Genomic DNA, 17,057 nt, shown 5'->3' on the forward strand with positions numbered 1-17,057 from the left:
CGGCGAAGTAACGCAAAGTAGTGAGAACTCTCGAAGAGAGCCTTGAGAGAAAGAGAAGTTCACGTGGCAGTTGAGATGTTTTATGACGACGATGCAGACCTGTCGATCATTCAGGGCCGCAAGGTCGCCATCATCGGCTACGGCAGCCAGGGGCATGCGCATTCGCTGAGTCTGCGCGACTCCGGCGTGCGGGTGAAGGTCGGACTGCGGGAGGACTCGCGGTCCCGGGCCAAGGTCGCCGATCAGGGACTGGAGGTCGACACGCCCGCCGAAGTCGCCAAGTGGGCCGACGTGATCATGTTGTTGATCCAAGACACCGCCCAGGCCGACGTCTTCAAGAACGAGATCGAACCTCATCTAAAAGCAGGCGACGCGCTGTTTTTCGGCCACGGATTGAACATCCACTTCCATCTCATCGAACCACCGGCCGACGTCACCGTCGGGATGGTGGCGCCCAAGGGGCCCGGGCACCTGGTCCGCCGCCAATTTGTCGACGGCAAGGGCGTGCCGTGTTTGGTTGCGGTGCAACAGGATCCTCGCGGAGACGGCATGGACTTGGCGCTTTCCTACGCGAAGGCCATCGGCGGCACCCGCGCCGGTGTGATCAAGACCACGTTCAAGGACGAGACCGAGACCGACCTCTTCGGCGAGCAGGCCGTGTTGTGCGGCGGCATCGAGGAATTGGTCAAGACCGGCTTCGACGTGATGGTGGCGGCCGGATATGCGCCGGAGCTGGCGTATTTCGAGGTGCTGCACGAGCTCAAGCTGATCGTCGACCTGATGTACGAGGGCGGCATCGCGCGGATGAACTATTCGGTGTCCGACACCGCGGAGTTCGGCGGCTACTTGTCGGGTCCGCGGATCATCGACGCGGCCACCAAGGAGCGGATGAAGCAGATTCTGGCCGAGATCCAGGACGGCACGTTCGTCAAGAAGCTCGTCGCCAACGTCGAGGGCGGCAACCGCGAGCTCGAGGAGCTGCGTAAGCGCAACGCCGAGCACCCGATCGAGGTCACCGGCAAGAAGCTACGCGCGCTGATGAGCTGGGTGGACCGCCCGATCACCGAAACCGCCTGAGCTCTCCAGCCCCCACGACGACGGCGCTGTCCACGCTCACAGCCGACCCCATTACGCTGGTCGGGTGAGCTTGCCCGTTGTTCTGATCGCCGACAAACTTGCCGAATCCACCGTCGAAGCCCTCGGTGACCAGGTCGAGGTCCGCTGGGTCGACGGCCCCGACCGCGACAAACTGCTCGCGGCCGTCCCCGAGGCCGACGCGCTGCTGGTGCGCTCGGCCACCACCGTCGACGCCGAGGTGCTCGGCGCCGCTCCCAAGCTCAAAATCGTCGCCCGCGCCGGCGTCGGCCTCGACAACGTCGACGTCGACGCCGCGACCGCGCGCGGCGTTCTGGTGGTCAATGCGCCGACGTCGAACATCCACAGCGCCGCCGAGCATGCCCTGGCGCTGCTGTTGGCCGCCGCACGCGAGATCCCGGCGGCCGACGCGTCACTGCGGCAGCACGCCTGGAAGCGGTCGTCGTTTTCCGGCACCGAGATCTTCGGCAAGACAGTCGGCGTCGTCGGGCTTGGCCGCATCGGGCAGCTTGTCGCTCAGCGGCTCGCCGCGTTCGGCACCCAGCTGATCGCCTACGACCCGTACGTGTCGCCGGCGCGCGCCGCCCAGCTCGGTATCGAGCTCGTCAGCCTGGACGAGCTGTTGACGCGGTCCGATTTCGTCTCGGTGCACCTGCCGAAGACACCGGAAACCGCCGGGCTGATCGGCAAGGAGGCGCTGGCCAAGACCAAGCCCGGGGTCATCATCGTCAACGCCGCCCGCGGTGGACTCGTCGACGAGGAGGCGCTCGCCGAGGCGGTCGGCAGCGGACATGTCCGGGCCGCCGGGATCGACGTGTTCACCAAGGAGCCGGCCACCGAAAGCCCGCTGTTCGAGCTGCGGCAAGTGGTCGTCACTCCGCATCTGGGTGCATCGACGGCCGAGGCTCAGGACCGGGCAGGTACCGACGTGGCCAAGAGCGTGAAGTTGGCGCTGGCCGGCGAATTCGTGCCCGATGCGGTCAACGTGGGCGGCGGCGTCGTCAACGAGGAAGTGGCGCCGTGGCTGGACCTGGTGCGCAAGTTGGGTCTGCTGGTCGGCGTGCTGTGCACCGAGTTGCCCTCGTCGCTATCGGTGCAGGTGCGCGGCGAACTGGCCTCCGAAGAGGTTGCGGTGCTGCGTCTTTCGGCGCTTCGCGGATTGTTCTCGGCGGTGATCGAAGACCCGGTGACGTTCGTCAACGCGCCCGCGCTGGCCGAGGAGCGCGGCGTGGCGGCCGACATCAGCACCGCCAGTGAGAGCCCGAACCACCGCAGCGTCGTCGACGTGCGGGCGGTGTACTCGAACGGTTCGGTCGCCAATGTCGCCGGCACGCTGTCCGGCCCACAGCTGGTGCAGAAGATCGTCCAAATCAACGGCCGCAACTTCGATCTGCGCGCCGAAGGGGTGAACCTGATCATCAACTATGTCGACCAGCCCGGCGCGTTGGGCAAGATCGGCACGCTGCTGGGCGGGGCGGACGTCAACATCCACGCCGCCCAACTCAGCGAGGATGCCGAGGGACCGGGCGCGACGATCCTGTTGCGGCTCAACCAGCGACCGCCCGAAGACGTGCTGGACGCGATCCGGCCCGCGGTCGGCGCCGCCTTGCTGGAAGTGGTCGATCTGTCGTGAGGCTGGCGATCATCGCCGGTGATGGCATCGGCCCCGAGGTGATCGGCGAGGCCGTCAAGGTGCTCGATGTGGTCCTGCCCGATACCGAGAAGACCAGCTATGACCTTGGCGCGCACCGCTATCGGACCACCGGCGAGATCCTGCCCGACTCGGTGGTCGAGGAGCTGCGCGCACACGACGCGATCCTGCTCGGCGCGATCGGCGACCCGTCGGTGCCCAGCGGGGTGCTGGAACGGGGCCTGTTGCTGAAACTTCGCTTCGTGCTGGATCACCACATCAACCTGCGTCCAGCACGGCGCTATCCTGGCGTGAAAAGCCCGCTGGCCAACATATCGGAGTTTGACTTCGTCGTCGTCCGCGAGGGCACCGAGGGTCCCTACACCGGCACCGGCGGCGCAATCCGGGTCGGTGGCCCGCACGAGATCGCCACCGAAGTCAGCGTCAACACCGCCTACGGCGTGCGGCGGGTCGTGCAGGACGCGTTCCAGCGAGCGCTGCAGCGGCGCAGGCACTTGACGCTGGTGCACAAGACCAACGTGCTGACCTTCGCCGGCGCGCTGTGGTCGCGCACGGTCGACGACATCGCGCACGAGTACCCCGAGGTCGAGGTGTCATATCAGCACGTCGATGCCGCGACGATCCATCTGGTCACCGATCCGGGCCGGTTCGACGTGATCGTCACCGACAACCTGTTCGGCGACATCATCACCGATCTCGCCGCCGCGGTGTGCGGCGGTATCGGCCTGGCCGCCAGCGGCAACATCGATGCCACTCGGGTCAACCCGTCGATGTTCGAGCCGGTACATGGCAGCGCTCCCGACATCGCCGGGCAGGGCATCGCCGACCCGACCGCGGCGATCATGTCGGTCGCGCTGATGCTCTCCCATGTCGGCGAGGACGCCGCGGCCGCGCGGGTGGACAAGGCCGTCGAAAAGCACCTGGCAACCCGCGGTGACCAGAAGCTGTCGACCACCCAGATCGGCGACCGGGTCGCTGCGGCCCTGTGAGTCCGGCGTGCACCGATCCGCAGCGACGCTGAGCACCGGACCGCGATGGCGACCATGAGACGGATGGCGGCGCGGTGGCATCCAAAGTACTGGGGCATCCCGGCGCGTTCGGCGTTCGTCTCGGCCGCGGTGGTGTTGGTCGTACTGACCGTCGCCGGGGCGCTCCTCACCGGAGTGCTGTATGGCTCGCTGGTGTCGGGCCTCGACGCGGCCGCGGCCGGCCGCGTGCGCGACATTGCATCGGGGTTGCAATCCGACCCTCCCGCCGAGCTGGACGCGGCGCTGGTGACAACCGACGAACGCATCGCCGCCGTGCAGGTCATCGACTCCTCGGGTGCGCTGATACGGGGCTCGGCGACCGCACCGCACGCACCACTGGTACCCGCCGAGACGGTGGGCGCGACCCTTCGGTCGGGTCTGCCCGGCCACGGCGCCTCACCGGCAGATCTTCGGGTGGCCGCGCAAAACGTCGATACCCCTACCGGGCGCTACACGCTGATGGTCGGCGCCAGCAGCGCGGGCATCGAATCCGCCACCGCCGCCGTGGGGGTCGGGCTGATGGCGGCGGCACCGATCGTCGTCGTCGGCGCGGCGGTGGCCACCTACCTGCTCGTCCGCCGGTCACTGCGCTCGGTCGAAGCGATCCGGGCCCGCGTCGCCGACATCAGCGCCTCCGATCTGACCCAGCGGGTGCCGGTCCCCAATCATCGCGACGAGATTTCGGCGTTGGCCATGACGATGAACGAAATGCTCGCACGCATCGAATCCGGCCAGCTCGCCCAGCGCCGCTTCGTTGGCGATGCCTCTCATGAACTGCGCAGCCCGCTCGCGACGATCATCTCCGCCCTGGAGGTCGGAGTCGCTCATCCGGAGTTGCTCGATGAGGAGCTGGCCAACACCGCGCTGCTGCCCGAGGCCCACCGCATGCGCGCACTTGTCGAAGACCTGTTGCTACTGGCCCGCGCCGACGAACACGCGTTGACGCTGCGGCACGCCGACATTGACCTCGATGACTTGGTGGCCACCGAAATCGCGCGGCTACGACGTGATACCGGGCAACGCATTGAATGCGACCTCACCCCGACGCGGGTTGCCGGCGACGCCGGCGCGCTGTCTCGGGTGCTGCGCAATGTCCTCGACAACGCCGCGCGTCACGCGGCCTCGCTGATCGAGGTCACCCTGCAACCCGACGCCGGCCAGGCTCAGCTGCGCATCGCCGACGACGGACCCGGAATACCCACCGGCGACCGGCTTCGGGTATTCGAGCGGTTCGTTCGGCTGGACACCGGCCGGGCACGCAGCGGCGGGGGAACGGGGCTCGGCCTGGCGATCGTCGCCGAAATCATTGCGGCACACCGCGGTAATGTGCGGATCACCGACCGCGTCGGCGGTGGCACCGCGGTGATCGTTCAGCTGCCACTGGCCGAGTCACCGGCCGAAGCGTCGACGATTTCGCCGCCTTCCAGCCGGTAGCCGACGCCGCGGATCGTTTCAATGGTGTTGGTACCGAACGGGGTATCTATCTTTCGGCGTAGATAGCCCATATAGACCTCCACGACATTGTCGGCTCCGCCGTAGTGCGGGTCCCACACGTTGTGCAGGATGTCGGCCTTGGTGACAACGACGCCCTTGTTGCGCATCAAGTACTCCAGCAACCCGTATTCCCGCGGCGTCAGCGTGATCGGCTCATTGTTGCGTCGCACACTGCGACGGGCCGGATCCAGCGACAGCGTCCCGGCGGTGAGCACCACCGGTCGTTGCGGTGCGCCGCGGCGCACGAGCGCCCGCAGCCGCGCCACCAGCACGATGAACGAGAACGGCTTGGTCAGATAGTCGTCTGCGCCCAGGTCGAAGGCGTCGGCCTGATCGTAATCACCATCCTTGGCGGTCAACATCAGCACCGGCGTCCACACCTGCTTGGCGCGCATCTGCCGCACCACCTCGTAGCCGCTCATCCCCGGAAGCATGATGTCGAGCACGACGACGTCGAATTGATTTTCGCTGGCCTCCCACAAGCCGTCCACGCCGGTGTTCGCCGTGACCGCCAGGAACCCCTCGGCGCGCAAACCCATCGCCACGGTCGCCGCCAATCGCGGCTCGTCCTCCACGACGAGGACCTTCACCTCGGCCCCATCTCCACAGCCAATTGACCTGGCTGATTCATCCGACCATTCCTCTCTGGTCAGTGCCGTTATGTGCTGACCCACCGTGGCACAAGGCCGCTGTGGAAACGCTGAGCCCGGGCCGGTACCGCGCCTGCTTGGAATCGACCTCCGCCGTTCCCGCGTGTCGCCACAGTGTGGCGCACGTCGCTGAGAGGACGCTGATAAGGCTTACCGCCCAGCCGGAGTCGCGGCTAGCATCACCTGCGGTCGGCGAGCCGGCGGTCGTCGTCGGATCTGATCTCACCCTGTGGAGGCTTTTGCGGATGACCGCGCACCTGACCTATGCCGAAGCGCTGATCGTCGGCGCGTTGCAAGGCGTCACCGAGCTGTTCCCGGTTTCCAGCCTCGGCCATTCGGTGCTGGTGCCCGCGCTGGTGGGCGGCAGCTGGGCCAGCGACTTGAATGTGTCGGCGCCGGAGTCGCCCTATCTGGCGTTCATCGTCGGGCTGCACGTCGCGACGGCCGCCGCGCTGCTGGTGTTCTTCTGGCGGGATTGGGTGAGAATCGTCGCGGGCTTCGTTTCATCGCTGCGGTACCGCCGGATCGAGACGCCCGCGCAACGGCTGGCGTGGTTAATCGTGTTGGCGACGATCCCGGTCGGATTGTCCGGACTGGCGTTGGAGCATCTGTTCCGAACCACCCTGGGCAGACCGGTTCCGGCGGCGTCATTTCTTTTTATAAACGGGCTCATCCTCTATGCCGGGGAGAAGTTGCGTCGCCGGACCGCTGCCGTTGTCCCCGCCGGCGCTGAGCCGTCGGCATCGGAGGCCGAACCGATCACCGGCAACGCCGCCGATGACCGCATCGCGAAAATACCTATGCCCCAAGGGGTTCTGATCGGCTGCGCGCAGATTCTGGCCCTGCTGCCGGGTATCAGCCGCTCGGGAGTCACCATGGTGGCCGGCCTGTGGCGCGGGCTCTCACATGAAGACGCGGCACGGTTCTCGTTTCTGCTCGCTACCCCGATCATCCTGGCCGCGGGCGTGTTCAAGATCCCGGACCTGTTCGGCCCGCTGGGTGACGGCATCCACGGCCAAGTGCTGGCCGGCAGCGTGGCAGCCTTCGCGTGCGCGTATCTGGCGGTACGGTTCCTGATCCGATACTTCGAAACCCGAACGCTGACACCGTTCGCAATCTATTGCGCGGTGGCCGGAGCGGCCAGCCTGGCCTGGCTCACCCTGCGCTGATGGGCCCGACTGCGACGGCAAGCTACGCCGCGGTCAGGCCCGCGCACGGGCGGCCTGCCACCGGCACCAAAGGTAGTGCGGCCAACGGGAATACCGCACAGACCGCGAACGCCAACGGGTAGCCGGCCGCCGAGATCAGCGCTCCGAATACCGGTGGGGCGATGCCCGCGGTCAACAGCTGGCTGGTGTTCTGCGTGCCCAGCGCGCGCCCGCTCCAAAACGGTCCGGCGATCTCGGCGATCGCCGTGAACGCCAACCCGTTGTCCGACACGGTGATCACCGATGCCGCGATCATCACCGCAACCGAAAGCGGCGAGCGAAGCTGGTCGGTCAGCGCCAGCACGCCCATCGCGATCGCGGCGGCCAGTGCGATGGTGCGGATCGGGCGCAGCCGCGAGCCCACCCGATCCGACCATCGGCCCGCACCCACCCGGCCCAGCGCGCCGAGCACCTGCGCCGCGGTCACCAGCGCGCCCGCCGAAGGGGCCGACCAGCCGCGATCGGTCATCAGCCACACCAGCGTGAACGTCCACACCACCACCTGCGGCACCACGAGCAGCACCGATACCGCATGGATGCGCCACAGCAGCCCCGACGCGCGATAGGGATTGGCCAACTCGGTCGCGGCAGCCTGCGCGCGCGGCGGGCGCGGCGGATCGAGCACCCACAACGCGCAGACCGCCGCCGCCGCAGCGCACACCGCCGCGGGAAAGAGCAGCGCCACCGCGATGCCGTGGCTTCCAGCCAGCCGCGGGATCACCAGCGCGCCGAGAGCGACGCCGAGCGGTTGGGCCATCTGCCGGATGCCCATCGCCAGCCCGCGCCGATCCACCGGAAACCAGCCGACCACCAGCCGGCCACTGGCCGAATTGCTGCTCGCCGCCGCCATGCCGCCGAGAAACAGGAACAAGCCGATCACCGCCACCGAGTCGGCGGCCGCCGCGGCGAAGGCCGCAGCCGCGGTCAGCGCCGAACCGAGCGCGAGCACTTTCCGCTCGCCGACCCGGTCGACCACGTAGCCCCACGCGATCAGCGTGACCACCATCCCCAAGCTCGGCATCGACGACAGCAGACCCGCCTTGGCGAGGTCGAGACCGCGATTCGAGTGCAGCGTGGGGATCAGAAACGCGGCGCCGTTGACGAACACATTCGCGCACATCGTCGCGGTCAGCGCGATCACCAGCATCGACCACCGGCGCGGGGTGCTGATCATGAATCGATCGTCGCACGGGCGTTCCCATCATGCTGAATCCCTGTCTCAATTTGTGGACCCGGACACGGGGCGGTGGGCCGTTTCCGGCGCACTAGGCTTGGCCAAATGCGCCTTGGTCGAATCGCCAGCCCCGACGGGGTCGCCTTCGTCAGCATCGAGGGGTCCGAAGACCAGCAGATCGCCCGCGAGATTGCCGAGCATCCCTTCGGCACGCCCGACTTCACCGGCCGGCAGTGGCCGCTGGCCGACGTGCGGCTGTTGGCGCCGATCCTCGCCAGCAAGGTGGTCTGTATCGGCAAGAACTATGCGGCCCACATCGAGGAGATGGGCGGCGGCCAGTTCGACGACCCGATCATCTTTCTCAAGCCCAACACCGCGATCGTCGGGCCCAACGCGCCGATCGTCTTGCCCGCCGATGCCGATCCCGTTCACTTCGAGGGCGAATTGGCCGCGGTGATCGGCCGGGCGTGCAAGGACGTGCCCGCCGCGCGAGCCGCCGAGAACATCCTCGGCTACACGATCGGCAACGATGTCACCGCGCGCGACCAGCAGCGCAAGGACGGGCAATGGACCCGCGCCAAGGGCCACGACACCTTCTGCCCGGTTGGTCCGTGGATCGTCACCGGCATCGATCCGTCGGACCTCGAACTGCGCACCGAGGTCAACGGCGAAGTGCGCCAGCACAGCCGAACGTCGATGCTCATTCACGACGTCGGCAAGATCGTGGAATGGATCTCCGCGGTGATGACGCTGCTGCCCGGTGACCTGATCCTGACCGGCACACCGCAGGGCGTCGGGCCCATCGAGGCCGGCGACACCGTCACCATCACCATCGAAGGCATCGGCGCATTGGCCAATCCCGTTGTGCGGAAAGGGAAGCCATGACCATACGGGTCCGCTTCTGCCCGTCGCCGACCGGCACTCCGCACGTCGGGCTGATTCGCACGGCGCTGTTCAACTGGGCTTACGCGCGGCACTGCAACGGCGTTTTCGTGTTCCGCATCGAGGACACCGACGTGCAGCGGGACACCGAGGAGAGCTATCTGGCGCTGCTGGACGCGCTGCGCTGGCTCGGGCTCGACTGGGACGAGGGGCCCGTCGTGGGCGGACCCTATGCGCCGTACCGGCAGTCCGAACGCAGCGACATCTACCGCGACGTCCTCGCCCGCTTACTGGCGGCGGGGGAGGCCTACGAGGCCTATTCCACCCCCGAAGAGGTCCAGGCACGTCATCTGGCCGCGGGCCGCAATCCCAAGCTCGGCTACGACAATTACGACAGGAACCTGACCGACGAGCAACGCGCCGCCTATCGCGGGCAGGGTCGCCGGCCGGTGGTGCGACTGCGCATGCCCGACGAGGATCTGGCCTGGCGGGACCTGGTGCGCGGGGAAACCGCTTTCGCCGCGGGCAGTGTGCCCGACTTCGCGCTGACCCGCGCCAGCGGCGATCCGTTGTACACCTTGGTGAATCCGGTCGACGACGCGTTGATGAAGATCACCCATGTGCTGCGCGGCGAGGATCTGCTGCCGTCGACGCCGCGACAGATCGCGCTGTACCACGCGCTGATCCGGATCGGCGCGGCCGAGTCGGTGCCGGAATTCGCACATCTGCCAACGGTGCTCGGCGAGGGCACCAAGAAGCTGTCCAAGCGCGACCCGCAGTCGAATCTGTTCCTGCACCGCGAGCGCGGGTTCATCCCCGAGGGCCTGCTGAATTACCTTGCGCTGCTCGGCTGGTCGATCGCACCGGATCGCGACGTCTTCAGCCTGGACGAGATGGTGGCCGCGTTCGACGTCGCCGATGTCAACCCCAACCCGGCGCGGTTCGATCAAAAGAAGGCCGACGCGATCAATGCCGAGCACATCCGGCGGCTGCCCGAGGACGACTTCGCGGCGCGGCTGCGCGACTACTTCACCGTGCACGGCCACGATCCGGGCCTGAATGCCGAGCAGTTCGCCGAGGCCGCGCGGCTGGTGCAGACCCGCATCGTGGTGCTGGGCGACGCGTGGGGACTGCTGAAATTCCTCGACGACGACGAATACGCGATCGAGCCGAAGGCCGCCGCCAAGGAACTCGGCCCGGACGCCGCGCCGGTGCTGGACGCCGCGCTCGCGGCGCTGGACGGTGTGACGGACTGGTCGGCCGCCGAGATCGAGGCGGCGCTGAAGGCCGCGTTGCTGGATGGACTGGGGCGCAAGCCACGCAAGGCGTTCGGGCCGATTCGGGTGGCGGTGACGGGATCATTGGTCAGCCCGCCATTGTTTGAATCACTCGAACTGCTCGGTCGCGACCGTAGCCTGGGCCGATTGCGCGCGGCCCGCGCGGCACACGTGGACGCTTGAACCGCGCCCCGAAAGGCCGCGCCGAGAATTTGGTAATCTGCACGTCGGCCCGCATTGGGGCCGGTGGCCGCCGCGAAAGGCCCTGACCAGCGGTTCTGGGTGGCCAGTGGGGTATGGTGTAATTGGCAACACAGCTGATTCTGGTTCAGCCGTTCTAGGTTCGAGTCCTGGTACCCCAGCGCGCATAGTGCAGTGGGCTATGCTGCACTTCGGCTCGATCATGCGAGTCGCACGGAGGTCTGGCCCCGTCGTCTAGCGGCCTAGGACGCCGCCCTCTCACGGCGGTAGCGTGGGTTCGAATCCCATCGGGGCTACAAAATCGTCCGCCCGGCGCAAGCTACTGCGCCGGCGCCGTCGAGCCGCCGGCCGGAATGTGGGGCAGTCCCAGCTTGCTGTGGTCCCACGACCGCGTCCGCTTCACCTGCAGGCGCACGCCCACCCGCTTGTTCATCATCATCTCCACCGTGGGCCGCAGCTCCTCGGTGTAGGGGCCGTTGTAGCGCTCCCAGATGCTGACGCCGACCCGGAACAGCGATTCGGGATCGTCGACGATTTCGCCGACGCCCTCGAACGACACCCCGCGCAGCGTGTCATAGGTGATGCCGTCCTCGATCAGAAACGACATGCGGGGATCGCGCCGAAGATTGACCGCCTTCTGGGACTTCGCCTTTGTCTCGAACCAGATTTCGCCGTCGACCACGCCGTACCACATCGCGATTAAGTGCGGCTGACCATCGGCGCCGATGGTGGCCAGGGTGCCCGTGCGGCCGGACGCGACGAACTCGGCGATCTCCTCGTCGGACATGACGATCTGTGCGCGTTGATTAGTGCCCATAACCGAATTCTGTCAGGCCGCCACAGCCGGCGCTTCACAGCCGCCGGGTCAGTGCTTCCGACGCGGCGATCAGGTCGGCGGCCCACCGTGCGCCCGGTCGTCGGCCCATCCGATCGATCGGTCCGGACACCGACACCGCCGCTATCACGTTTCCCAGCCCGTCGCGCACCGGCGCGGACACGCTTGCGACGCCGGGCTCGCGTTCGGCCACGCTCTGCGCCCACCCGCGACGGCGCACCTCGGCCAGCGTGCGGTCGGAGAACTTGGCGCCGGGCAGCACCGCCTGCTGCGTGGCCGCGTCGCTGTACGCCAGCAAAATCTTGGCGCCCGAGCCCGCGGTCATCGGCAGCCTGGTGCCCACCGGCACGGTGTCGCGTAGTCCGGCAGGCGGTTCCATCGCCGCGACGCACACCCGCCACGTTCCCTCGCGGCGGTACAGCTGCACGCTCTCGCCGGTGATTTCCCGCAGCCTCGGCAGCACCGCCGCGCCCGCCGCCGGCAACGGATCGTTGACCCGACCCGCCAGCTCACTCACCGCCGGACCCAGCCGCCAGCGGCCCTGACCGTCGCGGGCCAGCAGCCGGTGTGTTTCCAGGCCCACCGCCAGCCGGTGCGCGGTCGCGCGCGGCAGCCCGGTGCGCTCGCACAGTTCGGCCAGACCGCACGCCGACTCCGCGACGGTGTGCAGCACACCCACCGCTTTGTCGAGCACACCGATGCCGCTATCCTGTCTCATAAAGAGATACTAACGTCCCAGATTGTGAGAAGGCCACCAATGACTGAGCAATCGCGGCCACGCACGCTGGCGGAGAAGGTGTGGGATGCGCACGTGGTAGCGCGCGGCGCGGGCGGCGCGGCCGCATCGCGTGAGCCGGACCTGATCTACATCGACCTGCACCTGGTCCACGAGGTGACCAGCCCACAGGCCTTCGACGGTCTGCGCTTGAACCGGCGCACCGTGCGCCGGCCCGATCTGACCATCGCCACCGAGGACCACAACGTGCCGACGATCGGCATCGACAAGCCGATCGCCGACCCGGTGTCGCGCACTCAGGTCGAGACCCTGCGCCGCAATTGCGAAGAGTTCGGCATCCGGTTGCATCCGATGGGCGACGCCGAGCAGGGCATCGTGCACATCATCGGACCGCAGCTCGGCTTGACCCAGCCGGGCATGACGATCGTCTGCGGTGACAGCCACACCTCCACCCACGGCGCGTTTGGGGCATTGGCGATGGGCATCGGCACATCCGAGGTCGAGCACGTGCTCGCCACGCAGACGTTGCCGCTTCGGCCCGTCAAGACGATGGCGGTCAACGTCGACGGGCAACTGCCGCCGGGCGTGACGGCCAAGGACATCATCCTGGCGGTGATCGCCAAGATCGGCACCGGCGGCGGTCAGGGTCACGTCATCGAATACCGGGGCAGCACCATCGAATCGTTGTCGATGGAAGGCCGGATGACGATTTGCAACATGAGCATCGAGGCCGGCGCGCGGGCCGGCATGGTCGCACCCGACGCCACCACATACGAATATCTGCGTGGCCGCGCGCACGCGCCGGCCGGCGCACAGTGGGACATCGCAGTGGCCGCCTGGGATCGGCTCCGCACCGACGAGGGCGCGGACTTCGACACCGAGGTGTACCTCGATGCGTCCGCGCTGAGCCCGTTCGTCACCTGGGGCACGAACCCGGGACACGGCGTGCCGCTGGACGGATCGGTGCCCGATCCCGAGCTGATGACCGACGACAGCAAACGGCGTGACGCCGAGAACGCGTTGGCGTACATGGATCTTCGGCCCGGTACCCCGATGCGTGACATCGCGGTGGATACCGTGTTCGTGGGCTCGTGCACCAACGGCAGGATCGAGGACCTCCGACTGGTCGCCGACGTGCTGCGCGGTCGCAAGGTCGCCGACGGCGTGACGATGCTGGTGGTGCCCGGCTCGATGCGAGTGCGCGCGCAGGCCGAATCCGAAGGACTCGGCGAGATATTCACTGCCGCCGGAGCGCAGTGGCGGATGGCCGGCTGCTCGATGTGCTTGGGCATGAACCCCGATCAGCTCGCGCCGGGGCAACGATGTGCGTCGACGTCGAACCGCAATTTCGAGGGCCGCCAAGGCAAGGGCGGCCGCACGCACCTGGTGTCGCCGGCCGTGGCCGCGGCCACCGCGGTGCGCGGGACGCTGTCGGCACCGGCAGATTTGAATTAGGAGAGCTAGCGATGGAAGCGTTTGTCACCCACACCGGCATCGGCGTCCCGTTGCGGCGATCCAATGTCGACACCGACCAGATCATCCCCGCGGTCTACCTGAAGCGGGTCACCCGAACGGGTTTCGAAGACGGCTTGTTCGCGGCCTGGCGCAGCGATCCTGCATTCGTGCTCAACCAGGCTCCGTTCGACAAGGGATCGGTGTTGGTGGCCGGGCCAGATTTCGGTACCGGCTCGTCGCGGGAGCATGCCGTCTGGGCGCTGATGGACTTCGGATTCCGGGTGGTGATCTCGTCGCGGTTCGCCGACATCTTCCGCGGCAACGCCGGCAACGCGGGCCTGCTCGCCGCCGAAGTTGCGCAAGATGATGTCGAAATGTTATGGAAGCTGATCGAGCAGCAGCCAGGCTTGGAAGTCACTGTCAATCTTCAAGATCGAACCGTCGCTGCGGCAACGGTGGTGGTGCCGTTCACTATTGACGATTACACCGCCTGGAGGCTGCTCGAAGGACTCGACGATATAGGCCTTACGCTGCGGAAACTCGATCGAATCGAGACGTTCGAAGCGACTCGGCCGGACTACCTGCCGACCACTGTAGAGGTCTCCTAACCGAATCAAGATCAGCCAAATCAGCGGCCGACGAACGGGTTCCGCACCCACCCGATCACCGGCCAAGGGCGCCAACCGGATTGCCAAAAAGTTCGCTAGAACATGGCGAAAATAGGCGTGGCTCTTGGAAATCAGCAGGTGAAGGGTTTACCGTGTCCTCTAGTCGGTCCAAGAAGGACCACCGACTCGGAGGTTTTGCATGAACAAAGCTGAATTGATCGACGCACTGACGAACAAGATGGGCACGGATCGTCGGCAGGCCACCGCCGCGGTGGAGAATGTCGTCGACACCATCGTTCGCGCGGTGCACAAGGGTGACAGCGTCACGATCACCGGCTTCGGTGTTTTTGAACAGCGTCGCCGCGCCGCCCGCGTGGCGCGCAATCCGCGTACCGGCGAGACCGTCAAGGTCAAGCCCACATCCGTCCCGGCGTTCCGTCCGGGTGCACAGTTCAAAGCGGTTGTCTCTGGCGCACAGCGCCTCCCGGCGGAAGGACCGGCAGTGAAACGTGGTGTGGGTGGTCCGGCCAAGAAGGCCGCGAAGAAGGCCGCGAAGAAGACGACGGCCCGCAAGGCCGCCAAGAAGGCTCCGGCCCGCAAGTCTGCGGCCAAGAAGACGACGGCCAAGAAGGCAGCGAAGAAGGCTCCGGCCAAGAAGTCTGCGGCCAAGAAGACGACGGCCCGCAAGTCTGCCGCCAAGAAGACGACGGCCCGCAAGTCCGCCGCCAAGACCGCAACCAAGCGGACGACCAAGCGGTCACCGGCCAAGAAGACGACGGCCCGCAAGGCGCCCGCCCGCAAGGCGCCGGCCAAGAAGGGTCGTAGGTAACTTCACGAAGCCGAGGCGCCGCGGGTAGAGCCCACCCGCGGCGCGCCCGGCTGTCTGCGAAACCCGCGAAACCTGGCGAAACCTAGCGAAACCTTAAGCCACTTGCGCTTCGATCACCGACGGCAGACCGACCGTTGGAACAATGCGGTGCAGTCGCAAGCCGGCCCGTGCCAATAACTCGCGGTACCGGGCTGTGGTGCGCTCGCGGCCCGTGCCGGCGACGAGCATCTCCAGATCGAGCAGGTTCGCAAAATGATCGCCGGTGTCGTCCGGCACAACCGCCTCCACTACCAGCATCTTCGCATCGTCGGTCATCGCGGCGCGTCTCCGCCGGACGGTACGATATCGAAGAACGACCCAGCGACAACGGTGCAACGATCCGCCGACCCGGCCTCGTCGAAAGCGGCTGAGGCACCGGCGATGACCGACTCGAGGTCGAACAAGATTCCGCGGGCCCTCGGCCACTTGCCCAGGATTGCGGCCAGCAGCCGGCCGTGCCCGCCGCCGACATCGACGATCGTGCCGAAGCTGGAGAAGTCGTATGCCGACAGAATCGGCGCGAGCTCCATGTCCGAGATGCTCGTCATGTCTTCGTTGAAAATCGCCGCGAACTCCGGATTCTCAGCGAGGAAGTCGAACATCGGTTTGCCGCGCAGCGCGTCGACGTTCGGCTTGCCCGTCCGCACCGAATACTCCGGCTGGGCCCAGTGCTCGTAATGGATCGGATCACCGAGAAACAAGACGAACCCACGCAGCGGTCATCGGCCCGGCACTGAGCGTGTCGGCGATGCCGAGCTTCGTCGCCACGTAGATCGCGCGCGACACCCAGCTCGCCGTCAACATCTCGCGCAGCGCAGCCTGCGCAGGAACCGGTGGAATTCTCGAACTCGCGTCGCTCACTTGCGCACCTCCTTTCGCGGCGGCAGCGCGCTGTCGAGGTGATCGGCCGCGATCAGCTTGCGTTGCCACAGCGACAGCACCCAGGTGCTGCCCTTTCGGTTGCGGGACTTAACCGGCCGCACGCCGTCGCGCTCGCACCACCACCCGATCAGATCGGGAATCACCTTGCCCTGCGTACAGATCACCGGCGTGCCGCCCGCCGCGGCGATCTCCAGCACCCGTTGCCGCGCTCGCTTGCGGTTTTCCGAATAGGCTTCCTCGGTCAGCACGGGCTCACTGCTGATGCCGACGCCAAGTTCGTCGGCAAGCGGCTCGAGCGTCTGCCGGCAGCGCTCTCGATCGGCGGCATACAGGGAGGAGGCCCCGAACGCCAGCAGCGTGCCGACCAGGGACTCGGCCTGCGCGCGACCGTAGGCGTCCAGCGGGCGCTCTCTGTCGTCGCCCTTGTAACGATCCTTATCCCCGGCCCTGGCGTGCCTGACGATCAACACCGTATGCGTGTCGGCCGGGCATTGACTGAAGCGCCGCAACACTTTTCGGTCATGGGGATAGCTCACCTTCGCCATCGCGTCGGCGACCGGCAGCCACACCAGATCGTCGACTTCGGCACCCGGGGTGAAGTCCCCGTCTAGCGCCCGGGCCGCCCAGAACCGGACGTGTTTGGTGCCTGGTTCGACCGGATACTTCACCGCGGCCAGCCGCCGGCCCAGATGTGACCGGTAACCGGTCTCCTCGCGAACTTCGCGGACCGCGGCGACGGGTTCGGTCTCACCGTCGTCGAGCTTGCCCTTGGGCAGCGACCAGTCGTCGTAACGGGGACGGTGGATGATGGCCACCTCGGGGTCCGGCGAACCGCCTACCGAGCGCCACAACACCGCGCCTGCGGCAAGAATCTTGGTGGCCGGCTTGGTGGCCGGCTTGGACGCCGGCTTGGAGGCCGGCTTGGAGGCCGGCTTGGACGCCGAGGACCCGTCGTTCGACGACATTGCCTTCGGCACCTCAATTCCTGCAGCTGAATTCGGGCAGCCGCTCGG

The 17,057-nt window shown here is 67.1% G+C and carries 16 protein-coding genes, 2 tRNA genes and 1 pseudogene; 12 read left to right on the top strand and 7 right to left on the bottom strand.

Annotated features, from left to right (window positions below):
• Positions 1–75 precede the first annotated feature (75 nt).
• The 4 genes from ilvC (at position 76) to VE759_RS13220 (ending at position 5,208) form a co-directional block, all read left to right on the top strand.
• Positions 76–1,077 (top strand): ketol-acid reductoisomerase, encoded by a 1,002-nt coding sequence (gene ilvC, locus VE759_RS13205; RefSeq protein ID WP_324932992.1) that lies wholly within the window; start codon positions 76–78, stop codon positions 1,075–1,077.
• Positions 1,078–1,141: 64 nt separating this feature from the next.
• Positions 1,142–2,728 (top strand): phosphoglycerate dehydrogenase, encoded by a 1,587-nt coding sequence (serA, locus tag VE759_RS13210; RefSeq protein WP_324932918.1) that lies wholly within the window; start codon positions 1,142–1,144, stop codon positions 2,726–2,728.
• On the top strand, positions 2,725–3,735 hold the full coding sequence (locus VE759_RS13215) for a 3-isopropylmalate dehydrogenase (protein WP_324932921.1): 1,011 nt from the start codon (positions 2,725–2,727) through the stop codon (positions 3,733–3,735). The genes serA and VE759_RS13215 overlap by 4 nt, the downstream gene beginning before the upstream one ends.
• 54 nt (positions 3,736–3,789) lie before the next feature.
• Entirely contained in the window at positions 3,790–5,208 is a 1,419-nt protein-coding gene (locus VE759_RS13220) for a HAMP domain-containing sensor histidine kinase (protein WP_324932995.1), read from the top strand.
• Here VE759_RS13220 and VE759_RS13225 read toward each other — a convergent pair.
• Positions 5,145–5,858, bottom strand: a complete 714-nt coding sequence (locus VE759_RS13225) for a response regulator transcription factor (RefSeq protein WP_324932924.1) — start codon at positions 5,856–5,858, stop codon at positions 5,145–5,147. The genes VE759_RS13220 and VE759_RS13225 overlap by 64 nt on opposite strands.
• A 305-nt stretch (positions 5,859–6,163) precedes the next feature.
• Here VE759_RS13225 and VE759_RS13230 point away from each other — a divergent pair, with 305 nt between their 5' ends.
• Positions 6,164–7,087 carry an undecaprenyl-diphosphate phosphatase gene (locus VE759_RS13230; RefSeq protein ID WP_324932927.1) on the top strand — a complete coding sequence of 308 codons (924 nt, stop codon included), beginning with the start codon at positions 6,164–6,166 and terminating at the stop codon, positions 7,085–7,087.
• Between the two features lie 22 nt (positions 7,088–7,109).
• Here the strand turns inward: VE759_RS13230 and VE759_RS13235 are convergent, their stop codons facing one another.
• On the bottom strand, positions 7,110–8,300 hold the full coding sequence (locus tag VE759_RS13235; protein WP_324932930.1) for an MFS transporter: 1,191 nt from the start codon (positions 8,298–8,300) through the stop codon (positions 7,110–7,112).
• Positions 8,301–8,405: 105 nt separating this feature from the next.
• On the opposite strand from VE759_RS13235, the gene VE759_RS13240 reads away from it, so the two are divergent.
• From VE759_RS13240 to VE759_RS13255, 4 genes are all read left to right on the top strand, one after another.
• Positions 8,406–9,185 carry a fumarylacetoacetate hydrolase family protein gene (locus VE759_RS13240; RefSeq protein ID WP_324932933.1) on the top strand — a complete coding sequence of 260 codons (780 nt, stop codon included), beginning with the start codon at positions 8,406–8,408 and terminating at the stop codon, positions 9,183–9,185.
• Positions 9,182–10,642, top strand: a complete 1,461-nt coding sequence (gene gltX / locus VE759_RS13245; RefSeq protein ID WP_324932935.1) for a glutamate--tRNA ligase — start codon at positions 9,182–9,184, stop codon at positions 10,640–10,642. Before VE759_RS13240 ends, gltX begins: the two co-directional genes overlap by 4 nt.
• Before the next feature lie 107 nt (positions 10,643–10,749).
• Positions 10,750–10,821 (top strand) — tRNA-Gln (locus tag VE759_RS13250).
• Between the two features lie 62 nt (positions 10,822–10,883).
• A tRNA-Glu gene (locus VE759_RS13255) sits at positions 10,884–10,956 on the top strand.
• Between the two features lie 23 nt (positions 10,957–10,979).
• On the opposite strand, the gene VE759_RS13260 is transcribed toward VE759_RS13255, so the two are convergent.
• Positions 10,980–11,477, bottom strand: a complete 498-nt coding sequence (locus VE759_RS13260) for a PPOX class F420-dependent oxidoreductase (protein ID WP_324932938.1) — start codon at positions 11,475–11,477, stop codon at positions 10,980–10,982.
• 34 nt (positions 11,478–11,511) lie between these two features.
• On the bottom strand, positions 11,512–12,213 hold the full coding sequence (locus tag VE759_RS13265) for an IclR family transcriptional regulator (RefSeq protein WP_324932941.1): 702 nt from the start codon (positions 12,211–12,213) through the stop codon (positions 11,512–11,514).
• Positions 12,214–12,252: 39 nt separating this feature from the next.
• On the opposite strand from VE759_RS13265, the gene leuC reads away from it, so the two are divergent.
• From leuC to VE759_RS13280, 3 genes are all read left to right on the top strand, one after another.
• The gene (leuC, locus tag VE759_RS13270; RefSeq protein WP_324932944.1) at positions 12,253–13,686 is read left to right on the top strand and encodes a 3-isopropylmalate dehydratase large subunit; all 1,434 of its coding nucleotides are present in this window, start codon (positions 12,253–12,255) and stop codon (positions 13,684–13,686) included.
• Positions 13,687–13,697: 11 nt separating this feature from the next.
• Positions 13,698–14,294 carry a 3-isopropylmalate dehydratase small subunit gene (gene leuD, locus VE759_RS13275; protein ID WP_324932947.1) on the top strand — a complete coding sequence of 199 codons (597 nt, stop codon included), beginning with the start codon at positions 13,698–13,700 and terminating at the stop codon, positions 14,292–14,294.
• Between the two features lie 199 nt (positions 14,295–14,493).
• Positions 14,494–15,123: an HU family DNA-binding protein gene (locus VE759_RS13280; protein WP_324932950.1), complete on the top strand. Its 630-nt coding sequence runs from the start codon at positions 14,494–14,496 to the stop codon at positions 15,121–15,123.
• Between the two features lie 93 nt (positions 15,124–15,216).
• Here the strand turns inward: VE759_RS13280 and VE759_RS13285 are convergent.
• The 3 genes and pseudogenes from VE759_RS13285 to VE759_RS13295 all read right to left on the bottom strand — a co-directional run bounded on the left by VE759_RS13285 (position 15,217) and on the right by VE759_RS13295 (position 17,009).
• Positions 15,217–15,764, bottom strand: a pseudogene (locus VE759_RS13285) (methyltransferase).
• An 85-nt stretch (positions 15,765–15,849) separates the two neighbouring features.
• The gene (locus tag VE759_RS13290; RefSeq protein ID WP_324932953.1) at positions 15,850–16,023 is read right to left on the bottom strand and encodes a hypothetical protein; all 174 of its coding nucleotides are present in this window, start codon (positions 16,021–16,023) and stop codon (positions 15,850–15,852) included.
• Complete coding sequence (locus tag VE759_RS13295) at positions 16,020–17,009, bottom strand: NUDIX hydrolase (protein ID WP_324932956.1); 990 nt, start codon at positions 17,007–17,009, stop codon at positions 16,020–16,022. Before VE759_RS13295 ends, VE759_RS13290 begins: the two co-directional genes overlap by 4 nt.
• Positions 17,010–17,057 lie beyond the last annotated feature (48 nt).

Source organism: Mycobacterium sp. (assembly GCF_035640695.1).
Classification (GTDB): domain Bacteria; phylum Actinomycetota; class Actinomycetes; order Mycobacteriales; family Mycobacteriaceae; genus Mycobacterium.

What these genes read in the sequence shown, in the direction of transcription:
- ilvC (WP_324932992.1), top strand. Translation starts at nt 76, where the DNA reads ATGTTTTATGACGACGATGCAGACCTGTCGATCATTCAGGGCCGCAAG.
- VE759_RS13220 (WP_324932995.1), top strand. Translation starts at nt 3,790, where the DNA reads ATGAGACGGATGGCGGCGCGGTGGCATCCAAAGTACTGGGGCATCCCG.
- VE759_RS13230 (WP_324932927.1), top strand. Translation starts at nt 6,164, where the DNA reads ATGACCGCGCACCTGACCTATGCCGAAGCGCTGATCGTCGGCGCGTTG.
- VE759_RS13235 (WP_324932930.1), bottom strand. Translation starts at nt 8,300, where the DNA reads ATGATCAGCACCCCGCGCCGGTGGTCGATGCTGGTGATCGCGCTGACC.
- VE759_RS13240 (WP_324932933.1), top strand. Translation starts at nt 8,406, where the DNA reads ATGCGCCTTGGTCGAATCGCCAGCCCCGACGGGGTCGCCTTCGTCAGC.
- gltX (WP_324932935.1), top strand. Translation starts at nt 9,182, where the DNA reads ATGACCATACGGGTCCGCTTCTGCCCGTCGCCGACCGGCACTCCGCAC.
- VE759_RS13260 (WP_324932938.1), bottom strand. Translation starts at nt 11,477, where the DNA reads ATGGGCACTAATCAACGCGCACAGATCGTCATGTCCGACGAGGAGATC.
- VE759_RS13265 (WP_324932941.1), bottom strand. Translation starts at nt 12,213, where the DNA reads ATGAGACAGGATAGCGGCATCGGTGTGCTCGACAAAGCGGTGGGTGTG.
- leuC (WP_324932944.1), top strand. Translation starts at nt 12,253, where the DNA reads ATGACTGAGCAATCGCGGCCACGCACGCTGGCGGAGAAGGTGTGGGAT.
- leuD (WP_324932947.1), top strand. Translation starts at nt 13,698, where the DNA reads ATGGAAGCGTTTGTCACCCACACCGGCATCGGCGTCCCGTTGCGGCGA.
- VE759_RS13280 (WP_324932950.1), top strand. Translation starts at nt 14,494, where the DNA reads ATGAACAAAGCTGAATTGATCGACGCACTGACGAACAAGATGGGCACG.
- VE759_RS13295 (WP_324932956.1), bottom strand. Translation starts at nt 17,009, where the DNA reads ATGTCGTCGAACGACGGGTCCTCGGCGTCCAAGCCGGCCTCCAAGCCG.